General features: G+C 31.6%; 18 protein-coding genes. 7 read left to right on the top strand and 11 right to left on the bottom strand.

Going from position 1 to position 16,171, the window contains the following annotated elements; all coding sequences use genetic code 11:
• The first annotated feature begins 79 nt into the window (after window positions 1–79).
• Entirely contained in the window at window positions 80–829 is a 750-nt protein-coding gene (gene fabG / locus EW14_RS02400; RefSeq protein ID WP_042849917.1) for a 3-oxoacyl-[acyl-carrier-protein] reductase, read from the top strand.
• Here fabG and EW14_RS02395 read toward each other — a convergent pair whose 3' ends face one another.
• Window positions 830–1,009, bottom strand: a complete 180-nt coding sequence (locus EW14_RS02395) for a hypothetical protein (RefSeq protein WP_042849916.1) — start codon at window positions 1,007–1,009, stop codon at window positions 830–832. It abuts the gene before it with no gap.
• Window positions 1,010–1,139: 130 nt separating this feature from the next.
• Here EW14_RS02395 and groL point away from each other — a divergent pair, with 130 nt between their 5' ends.
• The gene (gene groL, locus EW14_RS02390; protein ID WP_042849915.1) at window positions 1,140–2,885 is read left to right on the top strand and encodes a chaperonin GroEL; all 1,746 of its coding nucleotides are present in this window, start codon (window positions 1,140–1,142) and stop codon (window positions 2,883–2,885) included.
• A 3-nt stretch (window positions 2,886–2,888) separates the two neighbouring features.
• On the opposite strand, the gene EW14_RS02385 is transcribed toward groL, so the two are convergent.
• The 5 genes from EW14_RS02385 to EW14_RS02365 are packed head-to-tail and all read right to left on the bottom strand — an operon-like array spanning window position 2,889 to window position 7,181.
• A complete protein-coding gene (locus EW14_RS02385; protein ID WP_042849914.1) occupies window positions 2,889–3,320 on the bottom strand; it encodes a hypothetical protein in 432 nt (143 codons plus the stop codon).
• Window positions 3,321–3,327: 7 nt separating this feature from the next.
• Window positions 3,328–4,152 (bottom strand): ABC transporter permease, encoded by an 825-nt coding sequence (locus tag EW14_RS02380; protein ID WP_042849913.1) that lies wholly within the window; start codon window positions 4,150–4,152, stop codon window positions 3,328–3,330.
• A 48-nt stretch (window positions 4,153–4,200) separates the two neighbouring features.
• A complete protein-coding gene (locus EW14_RS02375) occupies window positions 4,201–5,217 on the bottom strand; it encodes an ABC transporter ATP-binding protein (protein ID WP_032519478.1) in 1,017 nt (338 codons plus the stop codon).
• A 39-nt stretch (window positions 5,218–5,256) separates the two neighbouring features.
• Complete coding sequence (locus EW14_RS02370) at window positions 5,257–6,258, bottom strand: heme o synthase (RefSeq protein ID WP_042849912.1); 1,002 nt, start codon at window positions 6,256–6,258, stop codon at window positions 5,257–5,259.
• Window positions 6,255–7,181: a heme A synthase gene (locus EW14_RS02365; RefSeq protein WP_042851284.1), complete on the bottom strand. Its 927-nt coding sequence runs from the start codon at window positions 7,179–7,181 to the stop codon at window positions 6,255–6,257. The genes EW14_RS02370 and EW14_RS02365 overlap by 4 nt, the downstream gene beginning before the upstream one ends.
• A gap of 263 nt (window positions 7,182–7,444) precedes the next feature.
• On the opposite strand from EW14_RS02365, the gene coxB reads away from it, so the two are divergent.
• The 4 genes from coxB to EW14_RS02345 all read left to right on the top strand — a co-directional run bounded on the left by coxB (window position 7,445) and on the right by EW14_RS02345 (window position 10,930).
• Entirely contained in the window at window positions 7,445–8,248 is an 804-nt protein-coding gene (gene coxB, locus EW14_RS02360) for a cytochrome c oxidase subunit II (RefSeq protein WP_042849911.1), read from the top strand.
• The gene (ctaD, locus tag EW14_RS02355) at window positions 8,245–9,870 is read left to right on the top strand and encodes a cytochrome c oxidase subunit I (RefSeq protein WP_042849910.1); all 1,626 of its coding nucleotides are present in this window, start codon (window positions 8,245–8,247) and stop codon (window positions 9,868–9,870) included. The genes coxB and ctaD overlap by 4 nt, the downstream gene beginning before the upstream one ends.
• 6 nt (window positions 9,871–9,876) lie before the next feature.
• On the top strand, window positions 9,877–10,479 hold the full coding sequence (locus EW14_RS02350; protein WP_042849909.1) for a heme-copper oxidase subunit III: 603 nt from the start codon (window positions 9,877–9,879) through the stop codon (window positions 10,477–10,479).
• Between the two features lie 97 nt (window positions 10,480–10,576).
• A complete protein-coding gene (locus EW14_RS02345; protein ID WP_042849908.1) occupies window positions 10,577–10,930 on the top strand; it encodes an AbrB family transcriptional regulator in 354 nt (117 codons plus the stop codon).
• 10 nt (window positions 10,931–10,940) lie between these two features.
• Here EW14_RS02345 and EW14_RS02340 read toward each other — a convergent pair whose 3' ends face one another.
• The gene (locus EW14_RS02340) at window positions 10,941–11,594 is read right to left on the bottom strand and encodes a riboflavin synthase (protein ID WP_042849907.1); all 654 of its coding nucleotides are present in this window, start codon (window positions 11,592–11,594) and stop codon (window positions 10,941–10,943) included.
• Window positions 11,595–11,706: 112 nt separating this feature from the next.
• Between EW14_RS02340 and EW14_RS02335 the strand changes: the two genes are divergently transcribed.
• The gene (locus tag EW14_RS02335; RefSeq protein ID WP_042849906.1) at window positions 11,707–12,849 is read left to right on the top strand and encodes an aldo/keto reductase; all 1,143 of its coding nucleotides are present in this window, start codon (window positions 11,707–11,709) and stop codon (window positions 12,847–12,849) included.
• Here EW14_RS02335 and EW14_RS02330 read toward each other — a convergent pair.
• From EW14_RS02330 to EW14_RS02315, 4 genes are read right to left on the bottom strand one after another with little or no spacing between them, the layout of a single operon-like run.
• Complete coding sequence (locus tag EW14_RS02330; RefSeq protein ID WP_042849905.1) at window positions 12,838–13,836, bottom strand: hypothetical protein; 999 nt, start codon at window positions 13,834–13,836, stop codon at window positions 12,838–12,840. The genes EW14_RS02335 and EW14_RS02330 overlap by 12 nt on opposite strands.
• Entirely contained in the window at window positions 13,837–14,994 is a 1,158-nt protein-coding gene (gene cobT, locus EW14_RS02325) for a nicotinate mononucleotide-dependent phosphoribosyltransferase CobT (RefSeq protein ID WP_042849904.1), read from the bottom strand.
• Between the two features lie 11 nt (window positions 14,995–15,005).
• Window positions 15,006–15,644, bottom strand: coding sequence for a DUF2232 domain-containing protein (locus EW14_RS02320; protein ID WP_042849903.1), 639 nt, complete (start codon window positions 15,642–15,644; stop codon window positions 15,006–15,008).
• 19 nt (window positions 15,645–15,663) lie between these two features.
• Entirely contained in the window at window positions 15,664–16,167 is a 504-nt protein-coding gene (locus tag EW14_RS02315) for a hypothetical protein (protein WP_042849902.1), read from the bottom strand.
• Window positions 16,168–16,171 lie beyond the last annotated feature (4 nt).

Genomic DNA, 16,171 nt, shown 5'->3' with positions numbered 1-16,171 from the left:
AATATTTTCTAGACAATTATAAATAAAAGCAATATCTTTACACAAATAGTACTACGATTGAAAATTATAAAATTTCATAATGTCCAATACAGATTTATTATCAGGCAAAGTTGCTTTAATCACTGGAGCTAGTAGAGGAATTGGTAAAGGAATTGCCTTTGAACTAAGCCGCTTAGGAGCAGAAGTTTTTATTAATTACTCTTCTTCTGATGAAAAAGCTGAAGAAGTAGTTAATTCAATAAAAAATTCGGGAGGTAAAGCTCATAAATTAAAATTTGATGTTTCAAAAGAGGAATCTGTTAGTTCAGCTTTTGAAGAAATCATAAAAATTAATGGCACGATTGATATCCTTATTAACAATGCTGGCATTACGAGAGATGGACTATTGATGAGAATGAAATCGGAGCAATGGGATGATGTACTAAACACAAACTTAAAAGGAGTTTTTCTTTGTACAAAATATGCTTCTAAATTTATGATGAAAAAAAGAAGTGGTAACATTGTGAATATTTCATCTGTTGTTGGAATAATTGGTAATCCAGGGCAAGCAAATTATTCTGCTGCTAAAGCTGGAGTTATTGGATTTACCAAAACTTGCGCTAAAGAATTTGCTTCAAGAGGTATAAACGTAAATGCAATAGCTCCAGGCTTCATAGAAACAGAGATGACTGAAAAACTTAATACTGAAGAGATTCTTAAAGTTATTCCTCTAGGGAAATTAGGAAGTTGTAATCAAATTGCAAGCTTAGTATCCTTCTTAGTTTCAAGCGATGCAGGAAAGTACATTACAGGGCAAACAATCAGTATTGACGGGGGTATGAGTATTTAATTATGTACTTTCATAAGGCTGTCCCAATTCATCTCTTAATCTTCTAATTTTTTGTAAAAGTTTTAGTCTTCGACTCCTAGCAGTTAATGTTAAGAAAAATCTTAAAGGGAAGTATATTAGTGTCATGGCAACCGCGAGGATTGCGGTAAGTGTAAAAATAAGATTATTTGTTTCTTCCATAACTTAAAGATACTATTATTTGAGTTGATTTGTATGTCTCGTTAAAAGAATTCGGCTTTCCCCACTTAATTAAATATCCCTTAAAAATGATTCTATGGGAGATTAGAATAAGATTAAAGATTGAATAAACATGGCTAAACAGTTAAGTTTTTCTAATGAATCAAGAGAAGCGTTAGAAAAAGGTGTAAATTTCGTAGCTAATGCAGTAAAGGTTACTATTGGGCCAAAAGCAAAAAACGTTGTAATTGAGAAGAAATTTGGTTCGCCAGATATAGTAAGAGATGGATCTACAGTTGCTAAAGAGATCGAGATTGAAAACCCTATTTCTAATTTAGGTGCGAAATTAATAGAACAAGTTGCATCCAAGACAAAAGAGAGTGCTGGGGATGGAACAACAACAGCAACCATTTTGACTCAGAAAATGGTTCAGGAGGGATTAAAAAATATTGCTTCCGGCGCCAATCCTATGGAGTTAAAAAAAGGTATGGAGGCAGGCCTAGCTTTTGTCTTAGAAAAATTAAGTTCCAAAAGTATTTCATTAAGTGGTTCTGATATCCAAAAAGTTGCAACAGTTAGTGCTGGAGGTGATGAAGAAATTGGATCTATAATTTCGAAAGCAATGGATATTGTTACTTCAGATGGGGTAATAACTGTTGAAGAATCTCAATCACTAGAAACAGAATTAGACATAACTGAAGGAATGTCTTTTGATAGAGGTTATAGTTCTCCATATTTCGTAACAGACCAAGAAAGACAAGTTTGTGAACTTGAAAACCCTAAAATATTAATAACTGATCAAAAAATCTCAACTTTAGTTGATTTAGTTCCAATACTTGAAGAAATTCAGAAGTCAGGCTCACCTTTTCTAATTCTTGCTGAAGATATCGAAGGAGAGGCTTTAACCACTCTGGTTTTGAATAAGAATAGTGGGGTTTTAAATGTAGCTTCTGTAAGAGCTCCTTTATTTGGTGAGAGAAGAAAAGCTGCCCTTGAAGATATTGCAATTCTTACAGGAGCTAAGTTAATTAGCGAAGATAAATCGATGACTCTTGATAAAGTATCGATTAATGATTTAGGCAAAGCAAAAAAAATAACTATCACAAAGGATAAAACTACAATAGTTGCCTTTGAAGACACTAAAGATTTAGTTAAAGCGCGAGTAGAGAAATTAAAGAGAGAAGTTAACATGACTGAATCTGAGTATGATCAGGATAAAATCAATGAAAGGATAGCTAAACTAGCCGGAGGAGTAGCTCTTATCAAAGTAGGAGCTGCTACAGAAACAGAGATGAAGTATAAAAAGTTGAGAATCGAAGATTCCCTTAATGCTACGAAAGCTGCTATTGAAGAGGGTGTTGTTTCTGGAGGTGGACAAACCTTAATTGAAATATCAGATGACCTTTTAAATTTAAGTGAAACATCTTCAGATGATTTAAGAACGGGGATAAATATAGTTAAAGAAGCCCTTTTGGAACCTACCAAACAAATAGCAAAAAATGCTGGTTTTAATGGTGATGTAGTTGTCGCTGAAATCCAAAGGCTCAACAAAGGTTTTAATGCTAATTCAGGACAATATGAGGATTTAAAAGATTCAGGAATATTAGATCCAACCAAAGTAATAAGGTTAGCTCTTCAAGATTCAGTATCTATTGCAGCTATGCTCCTCACAACAGAAGTTGCGATGGCAGACATTCCAGAACCTGAAGCCGCAGCCCCTGGAGGACCAGGTGGAGATCCAATGGGAGGAATGGGTGGCATGGGAATGCCGGGAATGGGTGGCATGGGAATGCCGGGAATGGGTGGCATGGGAATGCCGGGAATGGGTGGCATGGGAATGCCAGGAATGGGTGGCATGGGAATGCCGGGTATGATGTAAAAGCTAACTAGCTTTTTTATCGTTATTAATCCACTTTCTTAAATTTTTAATATTAGGTAGCGGTAATTTCTGAATCTCAGTGAGTTCTTTTATATTTTTAGAATTTTGATATTTGTTAAATATTCTATTACTGCTAGAAGTTTCAAGGTGATTTGACTTCCATTTTGTTTCTTCTATATTTTCAAAAGTTTTTGATAATTGAAGTTTAATTTGTTCTTGATTTTCTTCATGCACTTCATCAATTAAAGATATCTGTTCTTGATTTTCTTCTTCACGCTGATTTTCTTTTTGTAGTGAACTATGGATTAATAAATCATTTAATGAATCAATCCCAAATCTATGGACCCACTTAAGAACAACATTTTCTTTAAGCAAAAAATTATTTTCTAAAGAGGCTTGTTTAAAAACTTCTATTAAATGATTTTTTAAAAGCATAAAATTTCTAATTTAACTTTCTATTTAACAGAGGCTTTATAATAATCAAGGAAAAAACTGATAAAGAAAATAAAATTGAGATACAACTCTTACAAGTTAAATCACCATATGGGGCATGTAAAGCAACTAATTCTAAATCCATAGTTTGTGTATAGGCAGTCCTAATAGGTTCAATAGCAAAAGTTAATGGATTTAATGAAGCTAACCATCCCAGCCAATTTGGCATAAAAGAGATTGGAGCTAAAGCAGTACTCGCAAATAGAAGAGGTAAATTTATTACGAATATAAGAGCGATTAATTCAATATGTCCCGGCAAAACAAACGCTAAACATAAACTTATTGATGTTACAAAAAGAACTAATAAAATTAGTGTTGTAAATACAATTCCTAAACCATATAAGTTGGGCCATCCATAACCCAAAATATATGAAACAATCATTATTACAATACTCTGAACAAAGCTCAAGATTGTTATGTAAAAAAAAGAAGATAAAACTATGGATAATCTACTGGTTAAAGGAGCTACAAGTAATCTATTAAGAAATCCAAACTCTCTATCAAACATTAAAGGAAGACCAGAGTTTAGGGCTCCGCTAAAAGCAGTAAAAACAATAAGTCCTGCTCCTAAAAAATTCCCATAAGAATTCACTCCTGGTAAAAAGCCTTCAGGAGCTTTAGAGAATAATGCCCCAAATAAAAAAAGCCAAATTATTGGTTGTAATATTCCTGCTAAAAGGGTTGATGGTCTTCTTTTTAATTGAATAAATAATCTCTTTGTTAAGGCGAATGTTTCTTGATATAAAAAAAATAAATTATACTGTTGTAATTCCATAATTAGAAGTAATTAGTATTCATTATAGTTAGTTAACCAAAAGTTTTTTTATCGCATGGATTGCTTTGATTCTTTTTTTAGGTCTCTTTTCCCTGCCATAGAAATTTCAGCATCCAATAATGTTTTCCCAGTTGCCTGAAGATATACATCATCCAAGCTTGGCTGACTTTGGGTAAGAGAAAAAATTTCAAACTTTGAGAAGGCCAATTCCACTTTTAGCTTAGTAAGTAAATCTTTTTGCTTATCTGCTACGAAATTTATCGAGAAACCTTGCGCTTCATTTATGATAATCTGACTAATTCCATCTATTGAAGATAAGATTTTACATATATTTTTTGCTTCTTCCTGATTACTAAATTCTCTTACTTTCAAAGTTACTCTATCTCCTCCTAATTTATTTTTGAGCTCTGCAGGAGTTCCTTTTGCTATAACTCTTCCATCATCAATTATCACTAATCTGTCTGCCAATTTATCTATTTCATCAAGATAGTGACTACTTAAAATAATGGTCATTCCATTATTTCTCAAATCTTTCAAAAGTTGCCAAATAATATTTCTACTTTCAATATCTAAACCAACTGTAGGTTCATCTAATATTAATACTTGGGGCAAATGTAAAAGTCCAGCTGCCAGATCTATTCTTCTTTTCATTCCCCCTGAATAAGTTCCGCACTTACGATCAATCCAATCATTCATTTCTAATTGATCTATTAATTTCTTTATCCTTTCAAATTTTTTATTTTTGTTGATGTGATATAAATCTGATTGAAAATCCAAAAGCTCTCGTCCAGTTAATATTTTATCAAGTGCAATGTCTTGGGCAACATAACCAATTAATTCTCTAATTTTCCTTGAATTTTTTATCAGATTAATATTATTTATAAAAACTTCTCCACTATCAGGCTCTATTAAAGTAGCGAGTATTTTTATTAGTGTGGATTTGCCAGCACCATTTGGACCTAATATTCCGAATAATGTACCAGCTTCAATTTCCATCGATAAATTTTTTAATGCATTGATATCTGAATAAGATTTTGAAAGCCCTTTAACTTTTATATAGTTCATCAAACTTATTATTTACTTAAAAAACATTTTACATCTAATTTAATTACTAAGCAGGGATACTATAGATAAAAATATTTGCATAGATTGCTGCTCAAATTCTACGGATAGTTGGGTTCTGGAAATTAATAACAAAAGACAAATGCCAAACATGTAGAGAATAGACCACCTAAAAAGAGACTTTGCTCTTGAAAGATCATCAGGAGATTTCTTTAATTCATTTATTAATTGCAAAAGTCTTCCATTAAATGGCAATAACATAATTCCATATAAGAGACCCCCTTCAGGTAGAGCAAAGACTCCCATAATACTCATTAAAACTGTTGCCCATCCGTAACGAGAAATCGCTTTAGCAGTAAAAACAGATCCTTTAACAGAAGGGAGCATAGGAATACCAACAGATGCGTAATCATCCTTCAACAAAATTGCAAGTGCCCAAAAATGAGCTGGGGTCCATAACATTACTAAACCAAACAACCACCAACCACTAAGACCTACATGCCCTGTGGCAGCAGACGCTCCAACTAAGGGTGGTATCGCACCAGCAACTCCTCCGAAAACGATGTTTTTTGTTGTACGAGGTTTCAAAATAACTGTATATAAAATTACGTAGCTAAATAAACCAAGAAGAGTTAAACCCGCAGCCAAATAATTTACACCACTTACTAAAAGCATCGAAGCTGCCAAAGTACATGATACAGCGGCTAAAAATACAGTCTCAGATGACAACTTTCCTGCTGGCAAGGCTCTTTTGCTAGTTCTTGTCATCCTCTTGTCTAATTCCATTTCCCACAAGCAATTAAGAGCTCCAGCTGCTGCTGCTGCCAAAGCGCCTCCTCCTAAAGTGCAGATAAGTTTCGGGGAAGACAAAGGCCATTCTTCTGTTAAAGCCATTCCTCCCAAAGTTGTGGCCAGTAAAAGTGGTATTAATCTAGGTTTTGCTACTTCAAGCCAAGGCGGCAAAGTTAATCTTTTTCTTGAAGGTACAACTTCATCCCTAATTGAAGATTTATAGTTCAAGTTTTCTAAGTTACTACTGTTCATGAGTTGATACCGACCGTTTGGGGATTAAGGGAGTGGTTTAGACCTTTTTTGGTAAAAGGATTTCTAAAAATTAATGTTGTTAATATCGCAATAAATAAAGACGAGTTAAGTTGATGACCGATTATAAAAATAGGTTCATTCAAATTTGTTTTAAGACTTAAAACACCTAAAGTAACTTGGGAAAACAAGAGAAAAATGAGTGTTGTGAGATATTTCCAATTTTCATTAAGCAAACTTCTCTTATAAATTGCAATAGCAATAATCAATAAAATTGAAAAAGCAATTGGAAAAGCAAATAATTTATGTGTATTTAGAATTAGACATTGTTTATTAAAAGATAAGCAAATATGTGCTGACCAGGTTGATGAAAGCCTTACGCCAATAAAAGATTGAATCAGAGTAAGTAAAAGAGGAACTAAAAATAATAATCTCCACCAAAAAAATGGCTTTTCAATGTCGTCATTTTCTAAATTTTGATTTATTGAAATTGTTGTAATGAGAAGTAGAAAAGCTATTAAAAGATGGCCAGTAACAGTATATGAATCAAGCAGGTTTATTACTGTTAAAGCTCCAAAGGATCCTTGGACAATAACGAGAAAAAGTAATAATGAATAAGTTTTAGGTAACCAATTTGGAATTTCATTTTTCCAAACAATTGAAAGCGCAAATTTAAAAAGAATTAATATTCCAACCAGAAAAGCATCTAGACGATGAAACCACTCTAGAAATACTCTTAGGTTCATATGTTTAAAAGGCAAAAAAGATCCATAACATAGTGGCCAATCTGGACAGGCAAGTCCTGCCTCCATGACTCTCGTAGCACCTCCAATTACGATTAGTGCGATAAGTGCAAATACACTATGACTTCCCAACCTTTTAAAAATTGTCAGATATTTTGATTTATATAATTGGTTATTAATCAAATGGATAAAACCTATTATTTTGCATAATAAATTAGATTCAAAAACCAAACATTAATTAAAAATTAATATGTTTAATTTAAAAAATAATTTACTAATTTAATCTTTTTTCCCTGACAATTAACTCCAAAAAGTTATTAATAATACGCCTTTTATTTCATAAATCTTAAGAAGTTGTGAATTTAAATGTTTTTCTTTTAATAAAGGATGCAGGATTAAAAAAATTGAATATCTTGAGGATATAAATACAATTTTTTAGAGATCAATTGTTAAATAAAAACATTTATTTAATACTAATTATTTCATTCGTTTTTGCTATATCTTTTTGGATTGGTTTTAATGTAAATTTGCTCCCAGCGGAAGCGAGTATTAATGCACCAATTTACGATGAACTTTTTAAAATTCTTTTCATCATTGGATTAATTATTTTTATAGGAATGACAATAGCTGTTATTTATAGCTTATTTAAGTTTAGGAAAAGAAATGATCAGATAGGAGATGGTATAGCTCTAGAGGGAAATTTAAGTTTAGAAATTGTATGGACAATTATTCCTTCAATAATTGTTTTGTTAATAGGTTTATATAGCTACAACATCTACGATCGAATGGGAGGGATGAAAGAACTAAATCATAACCACGAAATGATGAGTTCTAACACTGAAAAAATATGGGCTGGAATAAGTCAAACTTCTGATAATGAAATAGCAATAAATAATTTATCAATTGAAGTTTCAGCTATGCAATTTGCATTTCTATTCAATTATCCCAAGGGCAATTTTATATCTGGAGAACTACATGTTCCTGTTGATCAAAAAGTATCAATGAAAATGGAATCCAAAGATGTCATTCATGCTTTTTGGGTGCCAGAGTTCAGAATTAAACAGGATATTATTCCTGGACAGCCTACTATTCTAAATTTCACTCCTACAAAAGTAGGAAAATATCCGATAATTTGCGCAGAATTATGTGGCCCATATCATGGAGGGATGAGAGCCTCCATAATTGTTGAAGAAGAATCTGATTACAACGAATGGTTTAACAAAAATAAAAAACCAGAGGTAAATTTATGACAATATCAATTGATCCACAAAAAACTAATAATGAAAGCCTTCAACCTAAAGGCTGGCTTAGATACTTTAGTTTTAGCCTTGATCATAAAGTAATTGGGATACAATACTTAGTTTGCGGTTTTCTTTTTTATTTAATAGGAGGAACCTTAGCTAGCGCTATAAGAATTGAACTAGCTAGTCCAATGTCTGACTTTATGCCAAGAGATGTTTATAACCAAGTTTTAACTTTACACGGAACAATAATGATATTCCTTTGGATAGTGCCTGTAGTTAACGGTGCTTTTGGAAATTATTTAATTCCATTTTATGTAGGTGCAAGAGATATGGCATTCCCAAGATTAAATGCTGTAGCTTTTTGGTTAATTCCCCCTTCAGGTTTGATGCTGGTAGCTAGCTATTTTGTTGAGGGTGCTGCTCAGGCTGGATGGACGGCTTATCCTCCTTTGAGCATAACTACTCCTCAATCGGGACAAATTATTTGGATTCTAAGTGTTCTATTACTTGGAGGGAGTTCTATATTTGGTGGAATAAACTTTATAGCGACCATTATCAAATTAAGAAGGCCAGGATTAAAACTTATGCAATTGCCAATGTATTGTTGGGCAATGCTTGGAACAAGTCTATTAGTTGTTTTGTCAACTCCTGTTTTAGCAGGCACTTTAATTCTACTTAGCTTCGATATCATTGCTAATACAGGGTTTTTCAATCCTGTTTTAGGTGGCAATGTCGTAGTTTATCAGCATTTATTTTGGTTTTATTCTCATCCAGCTGTATACATTATGGTCCTTCCTGCCTTTGGTTTAGTTAGTGAAATACTACCTGTACATGCTAGAAAGCCACTTTTTGGATATACAACAATGGTTTTTTCAATAATGGGGATAGTAGTTTTAGGTTTAGTTGTTTGGGCGCATCACATGTTTACAAGTGGAACGCCCCCTTGGATGAGATTGTTTTTTACAATTGCCACAGCATTTATTGCTGTTCCAACAGGTATAAAATTTTTTAATTGGGTTGCGACATTATGGGGAGGTAAAATTTCCATCAATAGTGCAATGTTATTCTCTTGTGGATTTATTATAAATTTCGTTTTTGGAGGTATTACAGGAGTTGCTTTGGCACAGGTACCTTTCGATATTCACGTACATGATACTTATTTCGTTGTAGCCCATTTTCATTACATAGTTTATGGAGGGACTGTTTTTATTATTTTCTCTTCAATTTATCATTGGTTCCCTAAAGTAACTGGAAAAATGCTCAATGAAAAATTAGGAATTTTACATTTTATTGTTACCTTTATTGGATTTAACTTGTGCTTTGCTCCTCAACATTGGCTTGGTTTAAATGGAATGCCAAGAAGAGTTGCAGAATATGATCCTCAATTCCAGTTCGTCAATCAAATTAGTAGCCTTGGGGCTCTTTTGATGGCTATAAGTACACTTCCTTTTTTAATTAATGTATTCCTTAGTGTGAGAAATGGAAAAGATGCTGGAGATAACCCTTGGAATGCTCTTACACCTGAATGGTTAACATCTTCTCCACCTCCAGTTGAAAATTGGGAAGGACAAGCTCCACTAGTTGAAGAACCTTATGGTTATGGGAAAGAAATTTCTGAACAAAAATAAAAACATATGACAACTCTAGATAGCTCAAAAGAAATTCAAAAAAATAATTCTGAAGTCAACGAAACACACGAAGATTTCAGAATGTTTGGTCTTATAACTTTCCTAATTGCGGACGGAATGACTTTTGCTGGATTCTTTGCCGCTTATTTAACTTATAAAGCAGTCAATCCATTACCTGATGGTGCTATTTATGAATTAGAACTACCAATACCTACACTCAATACAATTTTGTTACTTGTTAGTAGTGCAACTTTCCATAAAGCAGGCAAAGCACTTTTAAAAGATAAAAACTCTGAATCCCAAAAATGGTTATTGTTTACTGCTTTTCTTGGAATTATATTTTTAATATGTCAATTATTTGAATATTTTCATTTACCTTTTGGATTAACCGATAATTTATTTGCAAGCACTTTTTATGCTCTTACTGGTTTTCATGGATTACATGTCACTTTAGGCACTTTAATGATTTTAATTATTGCTTGGCAATCAAGAATCAAGGGCGGAAGATTAACTAGTCAAAATATGTTCCCTCTGGAAGCTGTTGAATTATACTGGCATTTTGTAGATGGGATATGGGTTATTTTATTTATTATTTTGTATCTTTTATAAAAAACTAAATTTTAAAAATTAAATATATTTTTTATTAATTTATATTGCCACAGTTCTCCTTTTTCGTAAGAATATATAATTAGAAATTTGTCAGATAATGCTAGAAGGAAAAGAACTTCTTGAAAAAGCAAAATTATTAAGTAAAAAATCTGAAGATGAGATAGCAAGAGGTTGTGGGTACGTAGGTCCTAGTGGAAGAATCTTAAGAAAAAGTTTTTATAGGGCGCTTATTGAAGCTAAGGGTTACAAAATAGGAAATGGTCGTCAGGGGAAAAATGGTAATAGAGCTTCAAGAGGCAGACAGACAGAATTCAAAACTAAAGTTCATGGAAATGGAAACCTATTAATTGGTCATGCCTATACCAAAAAATTAGGTCTAGAACCTGGTCAGGAATTTAAAATCGATCTTAAAAAAGAATCAAAAACAATTTATCTGATTCCAATAAGTTAAAAAATATATTTTACCAACCGTTTTCTTTAAGCCACTCGGAAGAAATATTATTTGAAGATAAATCTTGATTACTATTTTTATTAAATAAAAGTAATTTCTCTACATATTTAATTAGTGCATCTGCCTCAAGGTTTACGCTGTCACCGATATTTAATTTATTCAGATTTGTGTTATGCCAAGTATGAGGAATTATCGCAATAGTAAATATTTCTCCTTCCTGCTCATATTTTGCAATCGTGAGACTTATACCATTTACACAAATACTCCCTTTATTAACTACATATTTTGAAAAATTATTATTTTTCCACTTTATTGATAAGAGCCAAGATTTCTCTAATTTTTCTATATTCTCAACTGTTCCAAGGCCATCAACATGTCCGCTGACTATATGCCCTCCTAGGCGGTCAGACACCCTAAGAGCGGGCTCCAAATTAACGATCTGATTCAGGTTCGACTTTACTCCTAAAGTTGTTTTTTTTAATGTCTCCTCACTAACATCAACAGTAAATTTATTTTGAAAAATCTCTTTGACTGTCAAACAAATTCCATCAACAGCTATGCTGTCACCGATTGCCATATCAAAACAATTATCTAGAATTTCAATTTCTAAAATATTTTTTTCTTGTCTTAGTTTTCCAACTGATTGAATTATTCCTGTAAACATAGATTTAAGAAAAATATTTTTGCAAAATTTTGTATTTACTTTAATTTACTTTAAATGATTTTCAACTATAAATAAATTAAAGAGTAAATAAAAAGAAATTGATCTTATTTAAATGATTATTAATTCACAAAAAAGATCATTTGGTAGAGGGGCGAAAGTGAGTTTATTCACTTTAGGGACAATGCGCGCAACTGAAAGTCTCGAAAAAATGTATAGCACAATAAAAAATGCATATTATGTAGGAATTAACCACATAGAAACAGCACCCACTTATGGTGATGCTGAATCACTTATTGGAAATTCAATAAAAAAATTAGAAATAGAAGAGAATATAAAAGAAAAAAATTGGGTGATTACTTCCAAAGTTTTACCAAAGGGTGATTTTGACTTTTTAAAAAATAATTTTAAACAGTCTCTTAAAAATTTAAATCGCGAGAAAATTAATAATCTTGCAATTCACGGACTCAACTTAAAAAAACATCTAGATTGGGTTCTTTCTGGAGAGGGTAAAAAATTCATATCTTGGATACTTGAGAAGGAACTAGTTGATCAAGTTGGTTTTAGTTCTCACGGAAATTATTCACTAATTAAAGATGCAATTAACTGTGAAGTTTTTACTTTTTGTAGTCTTCATTTACATTATTTAGATCAATCTAAGATTGCTTTAGCAGAGGAAGCTATAAAAAAAGGCATGGGAGTTTTAGCAATATCACCTGCTGATAAAGGTGGGAGATTGTATTCTCCAAGTGATATTTTGATAGAGGCCTCTAAGCCTTTTCATCCATTAGAATTAGCCTATCGATTTCTACTGGCAAAAGGCATTACAACTTTATCCTTGGGGGCGACAAAAAAAAAAGATTTTGAATTTGCGCACAAACTTAGAAACTCATTAGAGAAGCTTACAAAACTTGAAAAAAGCGCCCTTAATAAAATTGAGGAAGTTTCTAATGAAAGATTAAATTCAACCAAATGTGAACAATGTAGATCTTGTCTTCCATGTCCAAATGAAGTGCCTATTCCAGAAATACTTCGTTTAAGAAATATATCTATTGGTTATGGCCAATTAGAATTTTCAAAAGAAAGATACAACTTAATAGGAAAAGCTGGCCACTGGTGGGAAGAAAAAAATTCCTCATTTTGTCAAGAATGTAATGAATGTGTTCCTAAATGTCCTAGTAAATTAGATATACCAAATTTATTAAAGGAAACTCATAACTTGTTGATTGAAAAGCCTACAAAAAGGTTATGGGGATAAGGAATCATTCCAGATATTCTTAAGATTAATTTTTTGTTCATTTGTTAAGACAGGGAAAGACCAACTATTTTCCCAACATTTCCTAGAAGGTCCTGAGATGGGTGGCATTTCAGATTTATATTTACTTTGCAAATAATCAATATTGAATGGAAGATACCAACCCTGGCTTACTAATTTATCTACTATTGATTTATTTTCTAAAGATTTAATCCAATTAACTAATATTGCATTATTTAGATTTGATCGACTAAGTAAAAAATGCCACATCAAAGGTACGCCTTGGCTTGGGAAAACTAAAGAAAGCCTTGGATCTATTTTTAAATATTTTGAACAAAGACTATAGGGAACTATTGCGACAATAGCATCAGAATTAATCAACCAATTGAGCATATTTTTATCATCAAATAACATTGCTTGGCTTTTGAGTTTTTTTAAAGAATTGGATGAATTAATTTTTTGAGCAATTGACAATATTATTCTGGGACTTTGTGGAAAAATAATTTTCCCAGTTAATTTTCTAGAAAGAAGAAAATCCCAAGATGTTCTGGCTGAATTTATTAATTCTTTATTATTTTTAATGATAATTGTATAGGGTACTACTCCAATAGGAAATAATTTACTCCTCTGATTTTGATTAAAACTTCCCAAAAAATCTATCGATCTCTTATCCAAATTTTCGAACACTAAATATTCATTTATTTTTTCAAATTCTGAAAAATCTATACTAGAAATCCATCCATCATTTATTAAAGTAAAGTCAGAATTGAAAATTTTGTTTCTATTTTTTTGTAGACGAATATTTTCAAAATTAATTTTTTCCTGCTTCCAATCTTTTGGAATCGTATCTTTAAAAGATTCTGGATAAAAAGAATTTTGTAATGCAATTTTTACTTTTTTAGGTAGATTACTGCATGAGTTTAAGAAAAATAAAAGCGAAAGCTTACCATAATTTAAAAATTCTCTTCTGGTTGCAAATTTTGAAAACATTTAGCAATCCTTCTCTAAAGAAATTTGACCTAGGCCCTTCATCATTTCTAGATTTAGTTGACACAATGAAACTATTTCTTCATTTTTAAATCCATCTAAGAAAGCAAGCAATGATATTCCACCAGCACCTACACCTTCTTTTACATGACCTAATTCATAATCCCTCAATTCTTTGTATTTTGAATATTTGAAATTTAAAGGACTGGCTAAACCTAATAATTTGACATCATATTTCTCATTAATTAGATTTACTAAATCGTTTAGAGAATTATCTTTCACAAGCCACCCAGTTGTAGCAATAAAAACATCTTCAATAAGTTCATCTTTATTTTTTTCATCTAAAAATTCTAATACAAGCAAAATGACCGCTAACATCTGACTTCCTCCAGACAATATTACAGGTTGTTTTGCTAACCTTGCACCAATTAATAGACCCATTGAGAAAGCTTGGAAAGGATCACCTACCGCCGCGACAACATCAAAAGAGTCGAAATCAGCCTTGAAATTTGCATTGAAAATTCCTCTTTTAACTACTTTTCTTCTTAGTTCTCTTGGTGCTTTAAATAAACTACTCCCTACTAAATTAGATACTTGCAAACCAAAAGATTCCATTACTGCCTGAGCAGTTGTGGTGCCCCCCGGTACAGATTCAGAAATTAAAACTGGTTGTTTTAAGGATTTTCCTATCGCAAGACCTTTTTCATAGAGATTTAAAACTCTTTCTTTAGGCATCGATTTACCAGTAGTAATACAATTTGATGGCCCCAAATTTCTATCTTCTACAACCAAATGATTAAAATAAGGCTTTGCTCCTATTCCCAGAGGAACAATAACTGGATAAATATTTATAAGCTTTGAACAAACATGACTGATTAGGGCAGGAGTTACTCCTGCATTGAGAAGAGGCAATTTATATTTATGATCTTTTGAAGCACCCTCAAGCAAAAATTCGGCATCTGCGAGGGCAGTTGTTCGCCTTGATTTTGCGTTAATACCTGCTGCGGAAATTCCCGGAATTTGAGATGTATTAGTGCCTGCAATTATAAGAAATATTTTTAAATTATTAATATTCTTTTTCAGTATTTCTATCTTATTAAGTTTTCTTTTTTTATTGGATTCATTACCAAAAAAATTGATTCCTAATTCTGTGCTGTACATTTTTACTTTTTTTAATTATTAAAATTAACTAAGCTATCCAATAATTTTGGAGGATCTGGGATGGATAATTTAAATCTAGGAAACAGAGAATAGGCAACTACATGTACCGTTAAGACATAAACTATTTCTTGAAAAATTATTAATAAAATTGCACCTAATTGTATACTCAAAATTGAGGGATATATAGGTAAATTAAATAATCCAAGGAACTTTTCTATTAGACCATAACTCGCTCTAGTAATTAACACCCAAAGATTATCTCCAACCAACGTAGATAATGCTATTACTCTTAATAAAAAGCCAAGGGTTCCAATAACAACTCCCACAGTTAAACTAAGGTTCCAACTCTTTTCTTTAAACCAACACCAACCTAACCAGAAAGCCAAGATCCCATAAGGAAATAAAAATAAAGTTCCTCTAACAGGACCCATAATTATGAATAAAAGTAGAAATTGTATTAAAAGTCCTTCCAATGCAATTTTAGTTCCTCTTCTCAAGTGCAACAAGATCATTGGGAGGGGTAAAATCAACCTTAATAAAGCTCCCCCAATTGGCAAATAATATAATGCAACCCATAATAAAGACGAAAGAGATGCTAAATAAGAGGTCTCGACAATATTTAATGCTTCATTTTTTGTTGTTATTTTCATTTTTTTTAAATATTATTAATTAATTTTTATTCATACTTTTATTTTTTGAATCTAAGATCCGTTCAATCTTTTCTATTTCAAAATTTACCTCAGAATTACTTAATATGGAACTTAGCTCTTCCGTGGGATCTTTTGGATCTACATCTTTTAAAATTAATAAGATTTTGTAAGATTGAAGATCAATTTTTCTTTTTTTTAAAAGATTCTTAATTTTTTTATTTTTTTTATCATCAAATTTTTTGTTTTCTTTTTCTAAATCTATATCGTTTTTATTTTCTGGAAGATTTTTTAGATTTTCTACTTTTTGAATTTTTTTATTTTTTTTATCATCAAACTTTTTGTTTTCTTTTTGTAAATTTATTTCTTTTTTATTTAATAAATTATTTTGTAAATCTTCATTTTTGTTTGTTTTTTCTAAATCATTAAAACTACTTTCAAGAAAATTTCCAATCCTCCCTCCAGAGCATGATTGCAAAAAAATTAAAAAAATTAATAAAAAAAATTCTTTTTTTTTAAAAATCATATTT

The sequence above is a fragment of the Prochlorococcus sp. MIT 0604 genome, assembly GCF_000757845.1.
In the GTDB taxonomy this organism is placed as follows: Bacteria; Cyanobacteriota; Cyanobacteriia; order PCC-6307; family Cyanobiaceae; genus Prochlorococcus_A.
This window is presented reverse-complemented; position numbering and strand designations above follow the sequence as displayed.